The sequence below is a fragment of the Comamonas odontotermitis genome, from assembly GCF_020080045.1.
GTDB classification, from domain to species: Bacteria; Pseudomonadota; Gammaproteobacteria; order Burkholderiales; family Burkholderiaceae_C; genus Comamonas; species Comamonas odontotermitis.
In genome coordinates, this window is record NZ_CP083451.1 from 3,437,827 (window position 1) to 3,454,005 (window position 16,179).

The 16,179-nt window shown below is 63.7% G+C and carries 12 protein-coding genes; 6 read left to right on the top strand and 6 right to left on the bottom strand.

The genetic code is table 11. The annotated features are described in order from the left end of the window. Positions 1-58: 58 nt before the first annotated feature. Both LAD35_RS15920 and LAD35_RS15925 read right to left on the bottom strand, forming a co-directional pair. Positions 59-3,274: an efflux RND transporter permease subunit gene (locus LAD35_RS15920; protein ID WP_224149968.1), complete on the bottom strand. Its 3,216-nt coding sequence runs from the start codon at positions 3,272-3,274 to the stop codon at positions 59-61. A 9-nt stretch (positions 3,275-3,283) separates the two neighbouring features. Next, the gene (locus tag LAD35_RS15925; RefSeq protein ID WP_224149969.1) at positions 3,284-4,483 is read right to left on the bottom strand and encodes an efflux RND transporter periplasmic adaptor subunit; all 1,200 of its coding nucleotides are present in this window, start codon (positions 4,481-4,483) and stop codon (positions 3,284-3,286) included. Positions 4,484-4,616: 133 nt separating this feature from the next. Here LAD35_RS15925 and hpnC point away from each other — a divergent pair, with 133 nt between their 5' ends. After that, positions 4,617-5,621 (top strand): squalene synthase HpnC, encoded by a 1,005-nt coding sequence (hpnC, locus tag LAD35_RS15930; protein ID WP_224149970.1) that lies wholly within the window; start codon positions 4,617-4,619, stop codon positions 5,619-5,621. 107 nt (positions 5,622-5,728) lie between these two features. Here hpnC and LAD35_RS15935 read toward each other — a convergent pair whose 3' ends face one another. After that, the gene (locus LAD35_RS15935; protein ID WP_224149971.1) at positions 5,729-7,273 is read right to left on the bottom strand and encodes a DegQ family serine endoprotease; all 1,545 of its coding nucleotides are present in this window, start codon (positions 7,271-7,273) and stop codon (positions 5,729-5,731) included. Positions 7,274-7,599: 326 nt separating this feature from the next. Between LAD35_RS15935 and LAD35_RS15940 the strand changes: the two genes are divergently transcribed. Further along, positions 7,600-8,847, top strand: coding sequence for an MFS transporter (locus LAD35_RS15940; RefSeq protein WP_224149972.1), 1,248 nt, complete (start codon positions 7,600-7,602; stop codon positions 8,845-8,847). Between the two features lie 81 nt (positions 8,848-8,928). Here LAD35_RS15940 and LAD35_RS15945 read toward each other — a convergent pair whose 3' ends face one another. Both LAD35_RS15945 and LAD35_RS15950 read right to left on the bottom strand, forming a co-directional pair. Continuing rightward, on the bottom strand, positions 8,929-10,353 hold the full coding sequence (locus LAD35_RS15945) for an ATP-binding protein (protein WP_317986712.1): 1,425 nt from the start codon (positions 10,351-10,353) through the stop codon (positions 8,929-8,931). Beyond that, positions 10,350-11,033, bottom strand: coding sequence for a response regulator (locus LAD35_RS15950; RefSeq protein ID WP_224149973.1), 684 nt, complete (start codon positions 11,031-11,033; stop codon positions 10,350-10,352). Before LAD35_RS15950 ends, LAD35_RS15945 begins: the two co-directional genes overlap by 4 nt. 558 nt (positions 11,034-11,591) lie before the next feature. On the opposite strand from LAD35_RS15950, the gene hpnD reads away from it, so the two are divergent. Continuing rightward, complete coding sequence (gene hpnD, locus LAD35_RS15955; protein WP_224149974.1) at positions 11,592-12,434, top strand: presqualene diphosphate synthase HpnD; 843 nt, start codon at positions 11,592-11,594, stop codon at positions 12,432-12,434. Between the two features lie 6 nt (positions 12,435-12,440). Then, positions 12,441-13,742: a hydroxysqualene dehydroxylase HpnE gene (gene hpnE / locus LAD35_RS15960; RefSeq protein ID WP_224149975.1), complete on the top strand. Its 1,302-nt coding sequence runs from the start codon at positions 12,441-12,443 to the stop codon at positions 13,740-13,742. A 73-nt stretch (positions 13,743-13,815) separates the two neighbouring features. Here hpnE and LAD35_RS15965 read toward each other — a convergent pair whose 3' ends face one another. Then, entirely contained in the window at positions 13,816-14,559 is a 744-nt protein-coding gene (locus tag LAD35_RS15965; RefSeq protein WP_224149976.1) for an HAD family hydrolase, read from the bottom strand. 80 nt (positions 14,560-14,639) lie between these two features. On the opposite strand from LAD35_RS15965, the gene hemH reads away from it, so the two are divergent. After that, positions 14,640-15,674, top strand: a complete 1,035-nt coding sequence (hemH, locus tag LAD35_RS15970; RefSeq protein WP_224149977.1) for a ferrochelatase — start codon at positions 14,640-14,642, stop codon at positions 15,672-15,674. Next, positions 15,671-16,177, top strand: coding sequence for a GNAT family N-acetyltransferase (locus LAD35_RS15975; RefSeq protein ID WP_224149978.1), 507 nt, complete (start codon positions 15,671-15,673; stop codon positions 16,175-16,177). Before hemH ends, LAD35_RS15975 begins: the two co-directional genes overlap by 4 nt. The last annotated feature ends 2 nt before the right edge of the window (positions 16,178-16,179 follow it).

Genomic DNA, 16,179 nt, shown 5'->3' on the forward strand with positions numbered 1-16,179 from the left:
CTGCGCCTTCTGGTCCGTTCTGCGCAAAAAAGCGCTGCATCTGCCTGCAATCGGCTGCTCAGACAGCAGCGGACAGCGGGGTGTCGCTGTGCTCCTTCTTCACGCGGAACCAGGCGGCATACATGGCAGGCAGCGCCAGCAAGGTCAGCACCGTGGCCACGATCAACCCGCCCATGATGGCTATCGCCATCGGCCCCCAGAAGATGCTGCGCGAGAGCGGAATCATCGCCAGCACTGCGGCAGCTGCCGTCAGCGCAATCGGGCGCAGGCGGTGCGTGGCCGCTTCGACGATGGCGTCGAAGGTGGACAGCCCCGCAGCATGGTTGGCCTCGATCTGATCGATCAGGATGACGGAGTTGCGCTGGATCATACCCATGAGCGCAATCACGCCCAAAAGCGCCACAAAGCCGAACGGCCGGTTCAACAGCAGCAGCGCCGCCGTCACCCCCGAAATTCCCAGGAAACCAGTGAGGTAGACGAGCACCGAGCGGCTGAAGCTGTGCAACTGCAGCATCAGCAGGGTAAAGACGAGGAACACCATGATTGGCATGCCTGCCATGATCGAGTCCGAGCCCTTGGCGCTTTCTTCCACGGCGCCGGCGATCTCGATGCGGTATTGGTTCAGTCCCTTGGCTGCCCAGCCCTCTTGCAGCTTCTGCAGATCGGGCCAAAGCTTTTGCGTGACGGTCGGGCCCTGCAGTCCGGCCACCACATCGCCCTGCACCGTGATGGAGTACTCGCGCCCCTGCCGCCACAGAATGCCCGGCTCCCACACGAAGGTGGGTTTGGCGATCTGCGACAGCGGAATCGCCCGCCCGCTGCTGGATGCCACATAGGCATTGCCCACATCGGTGACCGCCTTGCGCTCGTCCACGGGCTGGCGCAGCACCATGTCGATCAGCTTGTCGCCTTCGCGGTACTGACCGATGGTGTTGCCCGACAGCTGGGTGCGCGTGGCCTGGGCAATGTCCTGGTTGCTCACGCCCAGGGCCCGGGCCTTGCTCTGGTCCACCTCCAGGCGCAGCACCTTGATGGCTTCGTTCCAGTTGTCGTTCACGCCGCGCATGTCTGGCGATGCTTCCAGCTTCGCGCGCACCTCGTTGGCCAGCTCACGCAGCAGCTTGGGGTCTTGCCCCATGACGCGAAACTGCACCGGATACGGCACCGGTGGCCCGCTGGGCAACAACTTCACGCGCGCCCGCACCTCAGGAAACTCCTGCGCCAGCATGGTTGGCAGCTGTTGCATCAACCGGTCGCGCTCGGCCAGATTGGTGGGCAGCAGTATCAGCTGCGATACGTTGGACTGCGGGAAGATCTGGTCGAGCGGCAGATAAAAGCGCGGCACGCCCGAACCGACCCAGGAAGTGACCGATTCCATGCCCTGCTGCTCCTGCATGCGCTTTTCGATGCGCTGGGTCACCTCTTCATTCGCAGCTACGCTGGCGCCCTCGGGCAGCCACACGTCCAGCAGGATTTCAGTGCGGTTTGAGTCGGGGAAGAACTGCTGCTGCACCTTTGTCATGCCGAACAGGCCCAGTGCAAACACCAGCAGGGTGGCGCCAATCGTCAGCCAGCGGTGTTCCACGCACCAGCCCACGGTGCGGCGAAAGCGGTTGTAGAACGGCGTGTCAAACATTTCGTGGTGACCAGCGCCTTCGCTCTCCGGCGCATGCCTGGGCTTTTTGAGGAATACGGTTCCCAAATACGGAACAAAGTACACCGATGCCACCCAGCTGATAACCAGCGCAATCACCGTCACCGCAAAGATGGCGAAGGTGTACTCACCGGTGGTGGATTTGGCAATGCCAATGGGCATGAAGCCCGCTGCCGTAATCAGGGTGCCGGTCAGCATCGGTTTGGCCGTGATGTCGTAGGCCGCCGTGGCCGCACTTACCTTGTCGTAGCCCTCCTCGAGCTTGCGCACCATCATCTCCACGGCAATGATCGCGTCGTCCACCAGAAGGCCCAGCGCAATGATCAGCGACCCCAGCGACACCTTGTGCAAGCCGATTCCCCAATACCACATGGCCAGGAAGGTAGCCGCCAGCACCAGCGGAATGGTGATGCCCACCACCAGGCCCGGGCGCGGATCGACGGAGACACGGCGCCACAGCGGCTCCTTGCCCTTGCGGATGTGCAGTCCCAGGCTCAAAAAGCTCACCGCCAGCACGATCACCACTGCCTCGATCAAGGTCTGCACAAATTCATTGACCGAGGTTGCCACGGCCTTGGGCTGGTCCTGCACGTTTGCGAGGCCCATGCCAGCGGGCAGGGTCGGAGCAATTTTGTCCACGGCCGCACGCAGGTTCTTGCCCAGCGCAATCACGTCGCCGCCCTTGCGCATCGAGATGCCCAGCGCCACCGTGGGTCGCCCCTGGTAGTGCACCTTGGTCTTGGCCGGATCGATGTAGCCACGGTAGATGTCGGCAATATCGCCCAGCTTGAGCTGCACGCCCGCCGGCCCCCGGATGGGCATGGCCTTGACATCGTCCAGCCGCGTGAATTCGCCCGTCACCTCGACCTGTACGCGGTCAGCGCTGGCCTGCACCTCGCCACCGCTTTGCACGGCGTTCTGCTGGCCCAGCTGGCCAATGACCTGGTTCATGTCCAGCCCCAGTTGCGCCAGCTTCGCACGCGAGATTTCGATGAACAGCTTCTCGTCCTGTACCCCAAACAGCTCCACCTTGGCTACATCCTTGACGCGCAGCAAGCTCTGGCGCACGCTGTCGGCGTACTCCTTCAACTCGGCGTAGCTGTAGCCATCACCCTGCAGCGCGTAGATCACGCCGTACACATCGCCAAAGTCGTCATTGAAGAACGGCCCCAGCACGCCTTGCGGCAGGGTGACCCGCATATCGCTCACCTTTTTCCGCACGGTCAGCCAAGTTTGCGGCACGTCGCCCGGCTTGGTGTCTTCGCGCAGGTTCAGGATGATGAGCATCTCACCCGGCTTGGAGTAACTCACGATCTTGTCGGCGTTGGGAACATCCTGCAGGGTGCGCTCGATCTTGTCGGTCACCTGCTCAGCCACCTGCTGCGCCGTAGCACCCGGCCACGCGGCAGACACCACCATGGCGCGGAAGGTGAAGGGCGGGTCTTCATCCTGACCCAGCTGGAAGTAGGCCCCCAGGCCCAGCAGCAGCAGCACGATGAGCAGGTAGCGCGTGAGCGGGATATGCTGCAGCGCCCAGCGCGACAGGTTGAAGCCTTTGGTGTCCAGGTGCTTTTCCTGGTCGCTCTGCAGCGGCGTGCCTGGTGTTGCGTTGTCTTGCATGGCCACCTCTTACTTGGTCGCCGCAGGCAGCGTCTCACCAGAGCCACCAGACACTACAGAATTGGTAGCATCTGGCGCCTTGCTGTCTTGCGCAGGAGCGTATTTTGATTGAAAAACGGTCACCTTCTGCCCGGCATTGAGCACATGCACCCCGGCAATCACCACCTGCTGGCCCGGCTGCAGGCCGCTTTGGATGACGGCATCGTTGCCGTCCATGCGCGCCACCTTTACCGGCTGCGGCTGCACGGCCGAGGTTGCCGGGTCAAACACCCAGACGTTGCTGACACCCGCCTTGTCCCACAGTGCCGCCAACGGCAGCTTGATGACGCCTGCATCCTGCGTTGTATTCGCCTGCACGCTCTGCGGAATGACGGTGACCGTTGCGCCCAGCTTGGGCAGCACATCGGTATCGGCCGCATCGAGCGATGCCTTGATCTGGTAGGTACGCGTGGCAGCGTCTGCGCTGGCAGCCACTTCGCGGATGTGTGCGCTGAGCGTCTGCCCGTCGGGCCACACCAACACCTGCGCCAGCTGCCCGGCCTTGAACTGGGCAATGCGATCCTCGGGCACGGCAAACACGGCGTCGCGTGCGCCGTCCTTGGCAATGCGCAGCACCGGGCTGCCTGCGGCCACCACCTGACCGGGCTCCACATTGACCGCAGTCACAACGCCCGCCACATCGGCCACCAGGCGCGTATAGGCGGTCTGGTTGCCCTGGGCAGCGGCATTGGCTTTGGCCTGGTCCAGCTGGGCCTGCGCCGACTTGAGCGACGCCGCATGGCGCTCCATCTCTGCCGCGCTGATGAAATTCTTGTCGCGCAGTTCTTTGAAACGGTGGTAATTGGCAGCCGCCAGATCGCGCTGCGTCACTGCGGCCTGTACCTGGGCCTGGGCGCCCTGCGCAGCCAGCGCGTAATCCGCGCCATCGAGTTGCGCCAGCAACTGGCCGGGTTTCACCGCCTGGCCCAGCTCCACATTGCGGCTGAGCACCTTGCCCGCCACGCGAAAACCGAGCTGCGCTTCGGTACGCGCGCGAATATCACCGGCAAATTCGGCCTTGGCCACCAAAGGAGCCGCACCCACCGTTTGCAGCTTGACGGCGCGGATTGGCTCGGGTGGCGGTTCTTTCTTGGAGCAGGCCGCTATCAAAATGACAGCTGCCAGCGCAGCAGCCGTGCGCACAGAACGCTTGAAAAGAACTTGAGACATGGTAGTGGGCCGGAATAAGGAGAACAGACCGCCACGGCAGCTCCCATCCATTTCATGGGTCCTCCCGGCAGTCATTTAATGACCAATGGGTCATTAATCTAGGGTTTTCATCCCCAGTTGTCAATCGGCTCCCATGGCAAAACGCTTGCTGTCCCGGCAAAGCATTGCGGGCGCACCTCGGTGGCCCCTGGCCATGGACGGCATGGCTGGCCCGTCAGCCCACCCCGGCTCGGGCAACACCGCTCGTGGATCGGCTAGCATCCCGGCTGTGAACGAATCCCGCCCCCCTGCCCACCGAGGCGCCGCGCCAGCGGTCACCCACTACGAGAACTTTCCCGTCGCCTCGTGGCTGTGCCCGCCTGCACTGCGCTCCCCTATCGCCGCCATCTACCACTTTGCCCGTACAGCCGACGACATTGCCGACGAAGGTGACGCCACTGCCGCCCAACGCATTGCCGAGTTGCAGGCCTACCGCGACGAACTCGCCCGCATTGCCAAGGGCGAGACACCTGCAGACCGCTGGCGCGGCGTGTTTGCGCCGCTGCAGGCCACCATTGATCAGTGGCAATTGCCAGTACCGCTGCTGGACGACCTGATCAGCGCCTTCATGCAGGACATCGGCAAGACCGAGAATGCCAAGACCTATGAAAATCGGGCAGAGCTGCTGGATTACTGCCGCCGCTCGGCCAACCCGGTGGGGCGCCTGCTACTGCATCTGTATGGCGTGCAGGACGCTACATCGCTGGTACAGAGCGACGCCATCTGCAGCGCGCTGCAGTTGATCAATTTCTGGCAGGACTTGAGCGTGGACATTCCGCGCGGGCGCTACTACCTCACCGATGCTGACCGCGCACAACACGGTGTCAGCCTGACCGCCATGCAGCAACGCCAGGACAGCCCGGCATTGCGTCAGTTGGTCATGCAGCAGGCACGCTGGGCCCGCGAGTTGATGAACAGCGGCGCCCCGCTGGTGCACCGCGTTCCCGGCCGCGCCGGCTGGGAACTGCGCCTGGTGGTGCAAGGCGGCCTGCGCATTCTGGACAAGGTTGATACCCTCCAAGGCCGCAGCCTGTGGGAGCGGCGCACCATCGGCAAGACAGACGTGCCGCGCATGCTCTGGCGCAGCCTGTGGATGTAGACATCTGCTGCCCATAAAAGAGGCCGAACCCGCAGGGATTCGGCCTGAAAAGGGGTTCAAGACCCCCGAGGAGAGTGCTTACAAAATGTGGTGCGGCAAGAAGCGCTTCAGCCCAACTGTACCGGCACGAAAATCTTCTGCCCGTTGCGCTCGATCAACAAGGCCACCGATTTGTCGGATTGCGCCACTTGTTTACGCAGTTCGTCAATTCCCGTCACCGCAGCGCCGTTGATGGACAGCACCACGTCCCCCGGCTGCACGCCAGCCAGGGCTGCCGGGCCAGCCGCCTGCTCTACGATCAGGCCGCTCTTGCTGCCGCTGGCCTGCTTTTCCTGCGGCGTCAGCTCGCGCAGCGCCAGGCCCAGCTTGCCTTTGCCCACCTTGTCCTTGCTGGCCACCTGATCGCCCTTGTCGGTATTGCCGCCCAATGTGGCCTGCACCGTGGTCTGCTTGCCCTGGCGCCAGACCTGCAGGCTCGCTTCTGCGCCGGGCCTGGCGGTGGCAATGGCGGCGGGCAGGTCATTGGAGGAAACGATGGCCTGGCCGTTGTAGCCGGTGATCACATCGCCGGGCTGCAGGCCTGCCTTCTCGGCAGGGCCGCCCTTTTCCACACTCGCCACCAGCGCGCCTTCGGGCTTGGGCAGCTTGAATGAATCGGCAAATGCCTGATTCACTTCCTGGATCACGACGCCCAGCCGCGCGTGGTTCACCTTGCCGTGCTCCACAATCTGGTCCTTGATGTTGACTGCCAGGTCGATCGGGATCGCAAACGACAGGCCCTGGTAGCCGCCGCTCTTGCTGTAGATCTGCGAGTTGATGCCAACCACCTCGCCCCGGGTGTTCAAAAGCGGCCCCCCCGAATTTCCGGGGTTGACAGCCACATCGGTCTGGATGAAAGGAACTGCGCTGTCATCGGGCAAGGCACGCCCCTTGGCGCTGACCACACCGGCAGTCACCGAATTCTCGAAACCGAAAGGCGAACCGATGGCCAATACCCACTCGCCCTGCTGAACGGCCTTGGAATCGCCCAGCCGTGCGACTGGCAGGTCCTTGGCGTCGATCTTGATGACGGCGATATCGGTCTTGGGGTCGGTACCCAGCACCTTGGCCTTGAATTCGCGGCGGTCGGTGAGTTTGACGGTCACGGTTTTGGCGCCCTTGACCACGTGCGCATTGGTCAGGATCGTGCCATCGGGGCTGATGATGAAACCCGAGCCCTCGCCCGCCGTCGGCACTTCCTGCGGAATCTGGCGGCCGAAGCCGCGCATGCCCTGCTGCGGCACTGCAAAGCCAAACTGCTTGAAGAACTGCAGCATCGGATCGCCAGGATCGATCTGCTGGCCGCGATTGGCAGACGGGGCAGTGTCGCCGTCATCATCATCGTCCTCGTCGTTGCCGACCTTGCGCGTGCCACGCACGCTGATATTGACCACAGCAGGCCCAGCCTGTGCAGTGATGGCGGTGAAATTGGGCAGATTGACCGATGGCGCCATGGCGCCCGGGGCCTGTGCCACGGCAGCAGGCACGTTCTGCGCGTTCGCGCTCCAGTGCACGTGCTGCATGGCGGTGGCGCCAACGCCACCCAGCACACCGGCGGTGAGCAAGGCAGCCACCAGCTTCTTGGAACCCAGTTGGAGAGAAGGGGTCGACATTTTTGAACTCCTCTGATGCATTCAGTCTGTTGATGCCGCTACTGTGCATGCGCAGACTTAGAGGAAACTTAGACGGGAGTGGGAAACCGCTGCAAACTCCCCCGCAAATGCCTGGGCAGGTCAAAGGAATATGGCAGCTTAACTATTAAATTGATAGCAATTTGCACAACCGACTGGCGATACGGAAAGCCTTTTCCTGCGCTCCACTTGAAAAGGCATTTTCAGGACCGATTGCACCGCACCGGACATTGCGGCGCAAGATTCGCAGCAAGCCCGGACTTCTAGCCAACGACACTGCATTTCGTCCTTTCAACGCGCTCTCCGCAATGCAGCAGTCTTCACCACTTCCCTCTCCCTTTCAGCGCCTGTCTCTCGCCAATCTGGCTGCGCAGTCTGCCGAGCAGCTGAGCCTCGCAACCGTGCCCCTGGTCGCCGTGCTGGTGCTGGGCAGCAGCGTGGGCGACATCGGCCTGCTGACAGCCATGGGAACCCTGCCGTTCCTGCTGCTCTCGCTGCCGCTGGGCAGCCTGGCCGATCGTATGCCGCGCCAGCAATTGATGCTGTGGGGCGAGGTGCTGCGACTCACCGCCCTGCTGCTCATGCTGGTTGCCCTGCACAGTTCGCATTTACAAGTGGGGTGGTTGGCCGCGCTCAGCTTTGCGGGGGCCATCGGCACGGTGGCTTTCAGCGTGGCGACTCCTGGTCTGGTGTCCGATCTGGTTCCACGCCCGGCCCTGGCTCAGGCCAATGCCCGCCTGGAAGTGGCCCGCAGCATTGCATTTGCCAGCGGCCCTGCTGTGGCGGGGAGCCTGGTGGCATGGGCTGGCAGCCTGCCTACGATGGCACTCGCGGTTGCACTGTCTGGCTTTGCCGTTCTCGCGCTTCTCGGGCTGCGCTCCGGTGCAACGCCCGCTCTGGCACAGCAGCTTCCACAACGCAGGCACCTGCTGCGTGAAGTGGGAGAAGGCGCGCGTTTCGTCTGTCAGCACGCCTTGCTGATGCCTTTGCTGGTGACAGGCGCGGTATTCAATCTGGCCTGGTTCATGCTGCAGACCGCCTTCGTGCCCTATGCCGTTCGCAGCCTGGGCATGGACGCCGGGGCCGTAGGCATGACCATGGCCTGCTATGGCGCGGGCATGCTGGCAGGTGCACTGGCCAGCCCGCGCCTGATGGCTGCCCTGCCCTTTGGCCGGGCTGTGCAACTGGGGCCGGTGGCGGGCTTGGCGGCTGCAGCATGTCTGGCGGCGACCCTGGCATGGCCTGGTTCTGCCCTAGCAGGTCTGTGCTTTTTCCTGCTCGGATCGGGCCCCATGGTGTGGACCATCAGCACCACCACCTTGCGCCAGCACGTCACACCCAATGCCTTGCTGGGCCGCGTGTCCTCGGTGTTTCTGATGGTGAACGCCGGTGCCCGGCCCATTGGCGCCGCCCTGGGCGGCTGGGTGGGCACGGGTTGGGGCGAAGGCACCTGCCTGCTTGTTGCCCTGGCAGGCTTTGCCGTGCAGGTGGTCGTTATTTTTGCGTCCCCATTTTCGCGACTGCAGCATATGCCCCGGATACAGGCTCAGCCATAGGCATATGGCATAGGCACAGACAAAAGTTCCACTCGCCCATCACTGGTCTCTTCTCGATCCAAGCCTTCCATTGCAAGCCGATCAGGCACCAGTAATTGCAACAGGATCAAAAAACACCCGCACCCGCAATCCGCCCAGAAGGGGCGAATCATCCAATGCCAGGCGGGCGCCATGCTGGCGCGCCACCGCATTCACGATGGCCAGGCCCAGGCCGCTGCCATGGGCCGCCGTGCCCGGCACCCGGTAGAAGCGGTCGAGCACACGCTCCCGCTCAGCAAAGGCAATGCTGGCTCCGCTGTCCTCCACGCTCAGCACCGCAGGGCCTCCGGCATCATTGCTGCCATTGGCATCCTTGCCCCAACTGCAGCGCACCTGGCCTCCCTCAGGCGTATAGCGCAGCGCGTTTTCCAGCAGATTGCGCAGCAGAAGCGCCAGCGCATCTGGCTGGCCGGCAATGGCAGGTGATGCAGCATCGGCTGCAAACGCCAGATGCAAGCCAGCCTGCTGTGCCTGCGGCTGCAGCTCTTCCACCGTGCGCTGGCACAGCACGGCCATGTCCACGGGTTGCGGCGCAGCAGCCTGCATCTGTCCCGCTTCCTGCCGGGCCAGCGACAGCAGTTGCTCCACCATGCGGGTGGCCCGGTCGATACCGGCAGTGACGCGCTCACCGGCAATGCGGCGGGCTGCGTCATCCGGGGCGCGAGCCAGGCTTTGCACCTGCAGGCGCAGGGCTGCCAGGGGCGAACGCAGCTCATGGGCTGCATCCCCCACAAAGCGCTGCAGTGCATCAAATGCGGCCTGGAGACGGGCCAATAGCAGGTTCATCTCTTGCACCAGGGGCTGCACCTCTTGCGGCAGGTCGGCGTCAGGCAATGGCGAGAGGTCGTCGGCCCGCCGCGCAGCCAGCTGGCTGCGTGTACGCTGCAGTGGCGCCAGGGTGCGCGTCACCACCCACCACACCACCAGCATGATGAGCGGCGCAAGCAGCAGGACAGGCACGATGGAGCGCAGTGCCACATCGCCCGCCATTTTGCGACGGGATGCGGCCTCCTGCGCCACCTGTATCACCTGCGTCGGCGTTTGCAGCGCATAGATGCGGTACGCCGTACCGTGCGCCCGGGCATCGCTGAAGCCCAGCACCGCCACCTGGGGCAGCAGGCGGGCATTGCTCGAACGGTAGAGCATGATGCCGTCGGCACGCCAGATCTGGACAATCATGTCCTGCGCCTTGGCCTGCGGGTCGGCCAGCGCATCGGACGCGACCTCCGACGCCAGCCCTGCCGACAAGGCCAGCGCGATACGCTGCATCTGGCCATCGAACAGTGCTTCGGTCTCCGTACGCGCCGTGCGGTAGATACTGAAGGCCTGTAGGCAAGCGGCCACCGCCACCACGGCAAGCAAGGCCCAGGTCAGCCTCGCCCGCAGCGAGAAAGGCTTGGCCGTCTGCATCTGGAGACCAGCGGCCCCAGTAGAAGAACGAGACTCCCCGGAAGCGTTCTGCGTCACTGCGCGCTCCCGGCGTCTGGCTGCTCCGCGGGCACCAGATAGCCCAGGCCACGCACGTTCTGGATCAGGTCCGCCCCCAATTTCTTGCGCACGCCGTGGATATAGACCTCGACGGCATTGCTGCTGATGTCGTCCCGCCAGGAATACAGTTTCTCTTCCAGCTGGGGACGGGACAGCACCCTGCCTGGGCGGGCGATCAGAGGCTCCAGCACCGCCCATTCGCGGGCCGACAGGCCGACCGGGCTGCCATCAACGAAGGCTTCGTGCGTGGCCGGTACGATGCGCACCTTGCCCCATACATACTCCGGCTCGGCCCTGCCGCTGGCACGGCGCACCAGTGCGCGGATGCGGGCAAACAGTTCGTCGAGGTCATAAGGCTTGATGATGTAGTCGTCCGCCCCGGCGTCCAGCCCGGCGACCCGGTCGGCAATGGCGTCACGCGCAGTGGCAATCAGCACGGGTACGCGCATCTTTCGGGCGCGTATGCCACGCAGCACCTGCAGGCCATCCACGCGGGGCAGGCCCAAGTCCAGCAGCACCAGGTCATAGCCGCCGGTGGACAGTGCGGTTTCCGCCATGGCACCGTCCTTGACCCAGTCCACCGCCCAGGATTCGGCGCGCAGCGCGTCCAGCACCACCTCGCCAATCATCTGATCATCTTCTACCAGCAGTATGCGCATGCCAGGATTATGGCGCCCAGAAGGAAAAAGGGCTGGCAGCCCCAATGGCCGCCAGCCCTATCCCGGAACAATGGGCGTAAAAAAATCAGCTGCAAACAGTGTGTCAATCACACTGCCTGCAGCTGACCTTCACGCACGGCATTGGTTGACCAATGCCATCGGCAACATCTGCATGTTCTCACCCTCATGAGACAGATGTGCTCTCCTCTTCCCCCTCCTTGGAGAGCTTTATTGTATTGAAATTACACTGTAGATATATATAAACTATTAAAAAGAAGTCTGATCCGCAATTAAATTACGGTGCTTCGAGGCATCTCCTGCGCCAAAAACAGATGAATGGAAACGCTTAGCTTTTGTTTTTCATGGGAGAAATGCCGTGCTTCCCATGAAAAGCCGCCCAACTCATGCAATTGTGAACAAATTTGATAGCAGTCTCTTTCATGCGCAACATGGACCCCGGCGCGCTGAATAACCCAATGCCCGCGTTGGATATGCCCCAAGCCCCGGCCAGCCGGCCTCCTGCGGCTTGTGCTTGCGCCATGGGACAATACGCCCCCTATGACCACGCCCCAGCAGTACGTTCAAGACAAGGCCGCCGCATCCGGCAGCAGCTTCTACTACGCCTTTCTCTTTCTTCCCAAGGACCGCCGGGCCGCCATCACGGCCTTCTATGCCTTTTGCCGCGAAGTGGATGATGTCGTCGATGAAGTGAGCGACCCGGGCGTTGCAGCAACCAAGCTGGCCTGGTGGCAGTCCGAAGTCAGAAAGAGCTTTGCGGGCCAGCCCAGCCACCCGGTGATGCAGGCGCTGATGCCTTATGCCGCGCAGTTCGGGATCCAGGCCGAGCATCTGCTGGCTGTCATCGAAGGCTGCCAGATGGATCTGGAGCAGACGCGCTACCTCGACTTTACCGGCCTGCAGCGCTATTGCCATCTGGTGGCAGGGGTGGTGGGCGAAGTTGCCGCACGCATTTTTGGCCAGACCAGTGAGCAGACCACGCAGTACGCCCACAAGCTGGGACTGGCGTTTCAGTTGACCAACATCATCCGTGATGTGGGCGAAGACGCCATGCGCGGCCGCATCTACCTGCCGGTGGAGGAGTTGCAGCAGTTCGATGTGAAGGCTCACGAGGTTCTGAACCGCAAGTACTCCGACCGCTTTGCCGCGCTGATGCGTTTTCAGGCCGAGCGGGCACACCGGCTGTACGACGAGGCCTTTGCGCTGCTGCCCCCGCAGGATCGGCGCACGCAAAAACCCGGCCTGATGATGGCCAGCATCTATCGCACCCTGCTGCGCGAGATCGAGGCAGACCAGTTTCAGGTGCTGCACCAGCGCGTGAGCCTGACGCCACTGCGCAAGCTGTGGCTGGCCTGGCGCGTGCAGGCGCTGGGGCGCATGTAGGCCGGCATGGCGACGCACAAGCGCATTGCCGTCATCGGCGGCGGCTGGGCCGGCATGGCCGCTGCAGTAGAACTGGCCTTCACCACACCGCACAAAGTTACCGTGTACGAAGCCGCCGCCCAATGGGGCGGGCGTGCACGCGGTCTGGCCTTGCAACTGCCCAATGGGGAGACATGCACGGCCGACAACGGCCAGCACATCCTGATCGGCGCCTACACCGCCTGCCGCACGCTCATGGAGCGCGTGGGCATTCATGCCGAAGCGGCTTTCACCCAGGTGCCGCTGTCCCTGCGCTACCCCGATGGCAGTGGCATCCGGTTTCCGGACTGGCCCACGCCCTGGGACGCACTGTGGGGCATTGCCAGCGCGCGGGGCTGGTCGCTGGCCGAGCGGGCACAGCTGCTCGCCCGCGCCACGCGCTGGCGGCTTCAGGGCTTTGGTTGTGCGCCGAGGGCAACCGTGGCCGATCTGTGCGCAGGGTTGCCACAGCGCCTGCTGACCGAGTTCTTTGATCCGCTGTGCATATCGGCACTGAACACACCTATCGACCAGGCCAGCGGCCGCGTTTTCCTGCGGGTGCTGCAAGACAGCCTGTTTGCCATCCGCAAGGGCTCGCAGTTCTGGCTGCCGCAGATCGATCTGGGCAACCTCTTTCCCGGCACAGCGGTGCAGTGGCTGGCCGCGCGCGGCCATAGCGGCTATACCAGCCGGCGCGTGCAGCACATCAGCGCCGCGCCCCAGGGCGGCTGGCTGGTTCAGGGCATTCCGTTCGATGCCGTGGTGCTGGCCGCATCGCCCTGGGAGGCGGCGCGCCTGGTGGCAGACGCGCAGATACCCGCTGCCGACTGGCTGCAGGCGACCTGCGCGCTGGAGCATACGGCCATCGCCACTGTCTATGCCTGGAACCCGGCTGCGCCCCCATCCGGCCACAGCCTGCCTGCGCCACTACTGGCATTGCGCAGTACGGCCGAGCACCCTGCGCAGTTCGTGTTCGACCGTGGTCAATTAGGCGGCCCCGCTGGCTTGCTGGCTTTCGTCATCAGCACCAGCGTGGGCGGTCGGGCACAGATCGAGCAGCAAGTCATCGCCCAGGCGCAGGCCCAGTTGGGCCTGGCTCTGCAGCCACTGCAAACCGTGGTGGAAAAGCGCGCCACCTTTGCCTGCACGCCGAGCCTGGTGCGGCCTGATATTCAGGTGGCGCCCGCATTGGTGGCCTGCGGCGACTACATCGATGGCCCCTACCCCGCCACGCTGGAAGGCGCGGTACGCAGTGGAGTTGCGGCGGCACGTGCGCTGGCCCATCTTTAACGCTATCCAATCAATAGCTTTCTGCGCAATACCAGAAAGCGCTGCAAGCCGATTTCTTCTGTTTCAATAAAGTTTATCGGGCCGCTCGCCCAAGCAGCAGGCACAGCTCGGTCAGATCGCGCACCATGGCCTGGGGTGCCTGGCTGGCAAGCGGCCACTGCAGATGGGTGGCACTAACGGCAGCCTGGTGGTAATCCAGCTCCTGGCGTTGCACCCAGGCAGCCTGCATGCCGCAGGCCAGTGCGCCTTCCACATCCAGCGCGGCATCGTCTCCCACATGCAGAAATGCCGCCAGCGGCACAGCAATCGCCTGCGATGCCGCCGTGAAAATGCCCGCATGGGGCTTGGCCACACCCACCTCATGGGCGCTGGCACAAGCAGCAAACCAGGGCGCAAGCCCGACCCAATCCAGCCGGGCATTGCCGTTGGAGACGGCCACCAGGGGATAGCGCGCCGACAGCCACGCCAGCGAATCCTCCACCTCGGCAAACCATGTCACCTGGTTGCGCGCCGCGTAAAACTGCGCAAACGTGGGCTCGACGAGTGCCTCGTCCTCCCCGGCCTGCAGCAGCGCGCGGCGGATGAACTGCTGCCGGAAATGCGTCATGTCGTGGGCCTTGTGCACATAGTCGTCACGTACCGACTGGCGGATGGCTCCGGCCACCGCCTTGTCCTGCAGCAAGGTGGCCGTTGCGGGTGCATGTTCGCTCAGGAAGCGGTGCTGCGCTGCTTCGGCAGCCTTGAGGGTGGGTAGCACGGGCCACAGGGTGTCATCCAGGTCAAGGCTGATGGCACGGATACGGTCAAGATCAAGCATGGCATGTATTTTGCCTACTTTGAACAAGCTCTTGGCCCTCACCCCCACGGCCAAGCTGCCCAAGCTGCGACAATGGCCGCATGGTTTCAAGCCCCAGCCCTCTCCCAGGCACCGAACCCCAGAACACCACCGGCATTCTGCTGTGCAACCTGGGCACGCCCGACGCTCCTACCCCCGCCGCCACCCGCCGCTATCTGGCCGAATTTCTGAGCGACCCCCGTGTGGTCGAGATTCCGGCCGTGGTCTGGAAGCCACTGCTGCACGGCGTGATCCTGCGTACCCGCCCCGCCAAATCGGCCGCCAAGTACCAGACCGTGTGGATGCCCGAAGGCTCGCCGCTGGCCGTATGGACCAAAAAACAGGCCAAGCTGTTGCGCGGCTGGCTGGGCGAAGCCGGGCACCGCGTGCGGGTGCGACCTGCCATGCGCTATGGCAACCCCTCCATTGCGAGCCAGCTTGACGCCTTCATGGCCGAAGGCGTGAGCCGGGTGCTGGTATTGCCGCTGTACCCGCAGTATTCGGCCACCACCACGGCGAGCGTGATCGACGCCGTGGGCGCCTGGAGCCGTGGCGTGCGTGCCCTCCCCGAGCTGCGCTTCGTGAACGATTACCACCGCCACCCCGGCTACATTGCCGCGCTGGCCGCATCGGTGCGCAAGCACTGGCAGCAGGAGGGCCGCGCCGAAAAGCTGGTGCTGAGCTTTCACGGCATTCCCGAGCGCAATGTGCGCCTGGGCGATCCATACGAGCGCCAATCGCGGGAAACCGCCACGCTGCTGGCTGCGGCGCTGGGCCTGCGTGAGGGCGAGTACATGGTCACCTTCCAGTCGCGCTTTGGCAAGGCCAAGTGGCTGGAGCCCTACACCGAACCCAGCCTGATCGCCCTCGCGCAGCAAGGAACCCGGCACGTGCAGGTCATGTGCCCCGGCTTTGCCGCCGATTGCCTGGAAACCCTGGAAGAGATCAACCAGGAGGTGCGCGAAGCCTTCATGCACGCTGGCGGCGAGCGGTTCGACTACATTCCCTGCCTGAACGACCAGCCCGCATGGATCACCGCACTGTCCGAGCTGACCCAGCAGCATCTGCAGGGCTGGCCAACCCGGGGAGCCACATGATGCAGCTTTACCCTCTTGAAGCGGATGCCTCCTGGGAGATTCAGGTACGCCAGCTGACCATGCATCCGCAGCAGCAGCCATTCATCGGCGATCTGGATGCACTCCTGCAATCGCAGGAGCCGGGAATCAGCCGCCATGTGATGGTACAAAACGGCCAGGCCGTCGGCTTTTTCCGGCTCGACACGCAATTTTCCACCAGCCACCCGTTTGCACCGGAAACTGCCCTGGGCCTGCGCTCCTTCTTTGTCGGCAGCAACTACCAGGGCCAGGGCCTGGCAAAGCATGCGCTGCAGGCCATGCCTGCCTACATCCGCCACCTGGGCCTGCCCGCCAGCCGGTTGTACCTGACGGTGAACTGCAAGAACGATGCGGCCTACCAGCTCTACCAACGTTGCGGATTCGTGGCAACCGGCGAACTGTACCTGGGCGGCGGCTACGGGCCGCAACACATCATGTACCTGGCACTGGCTGCGCCAGCTCCTGCCCCAGCTTCCGCTCTCTAATG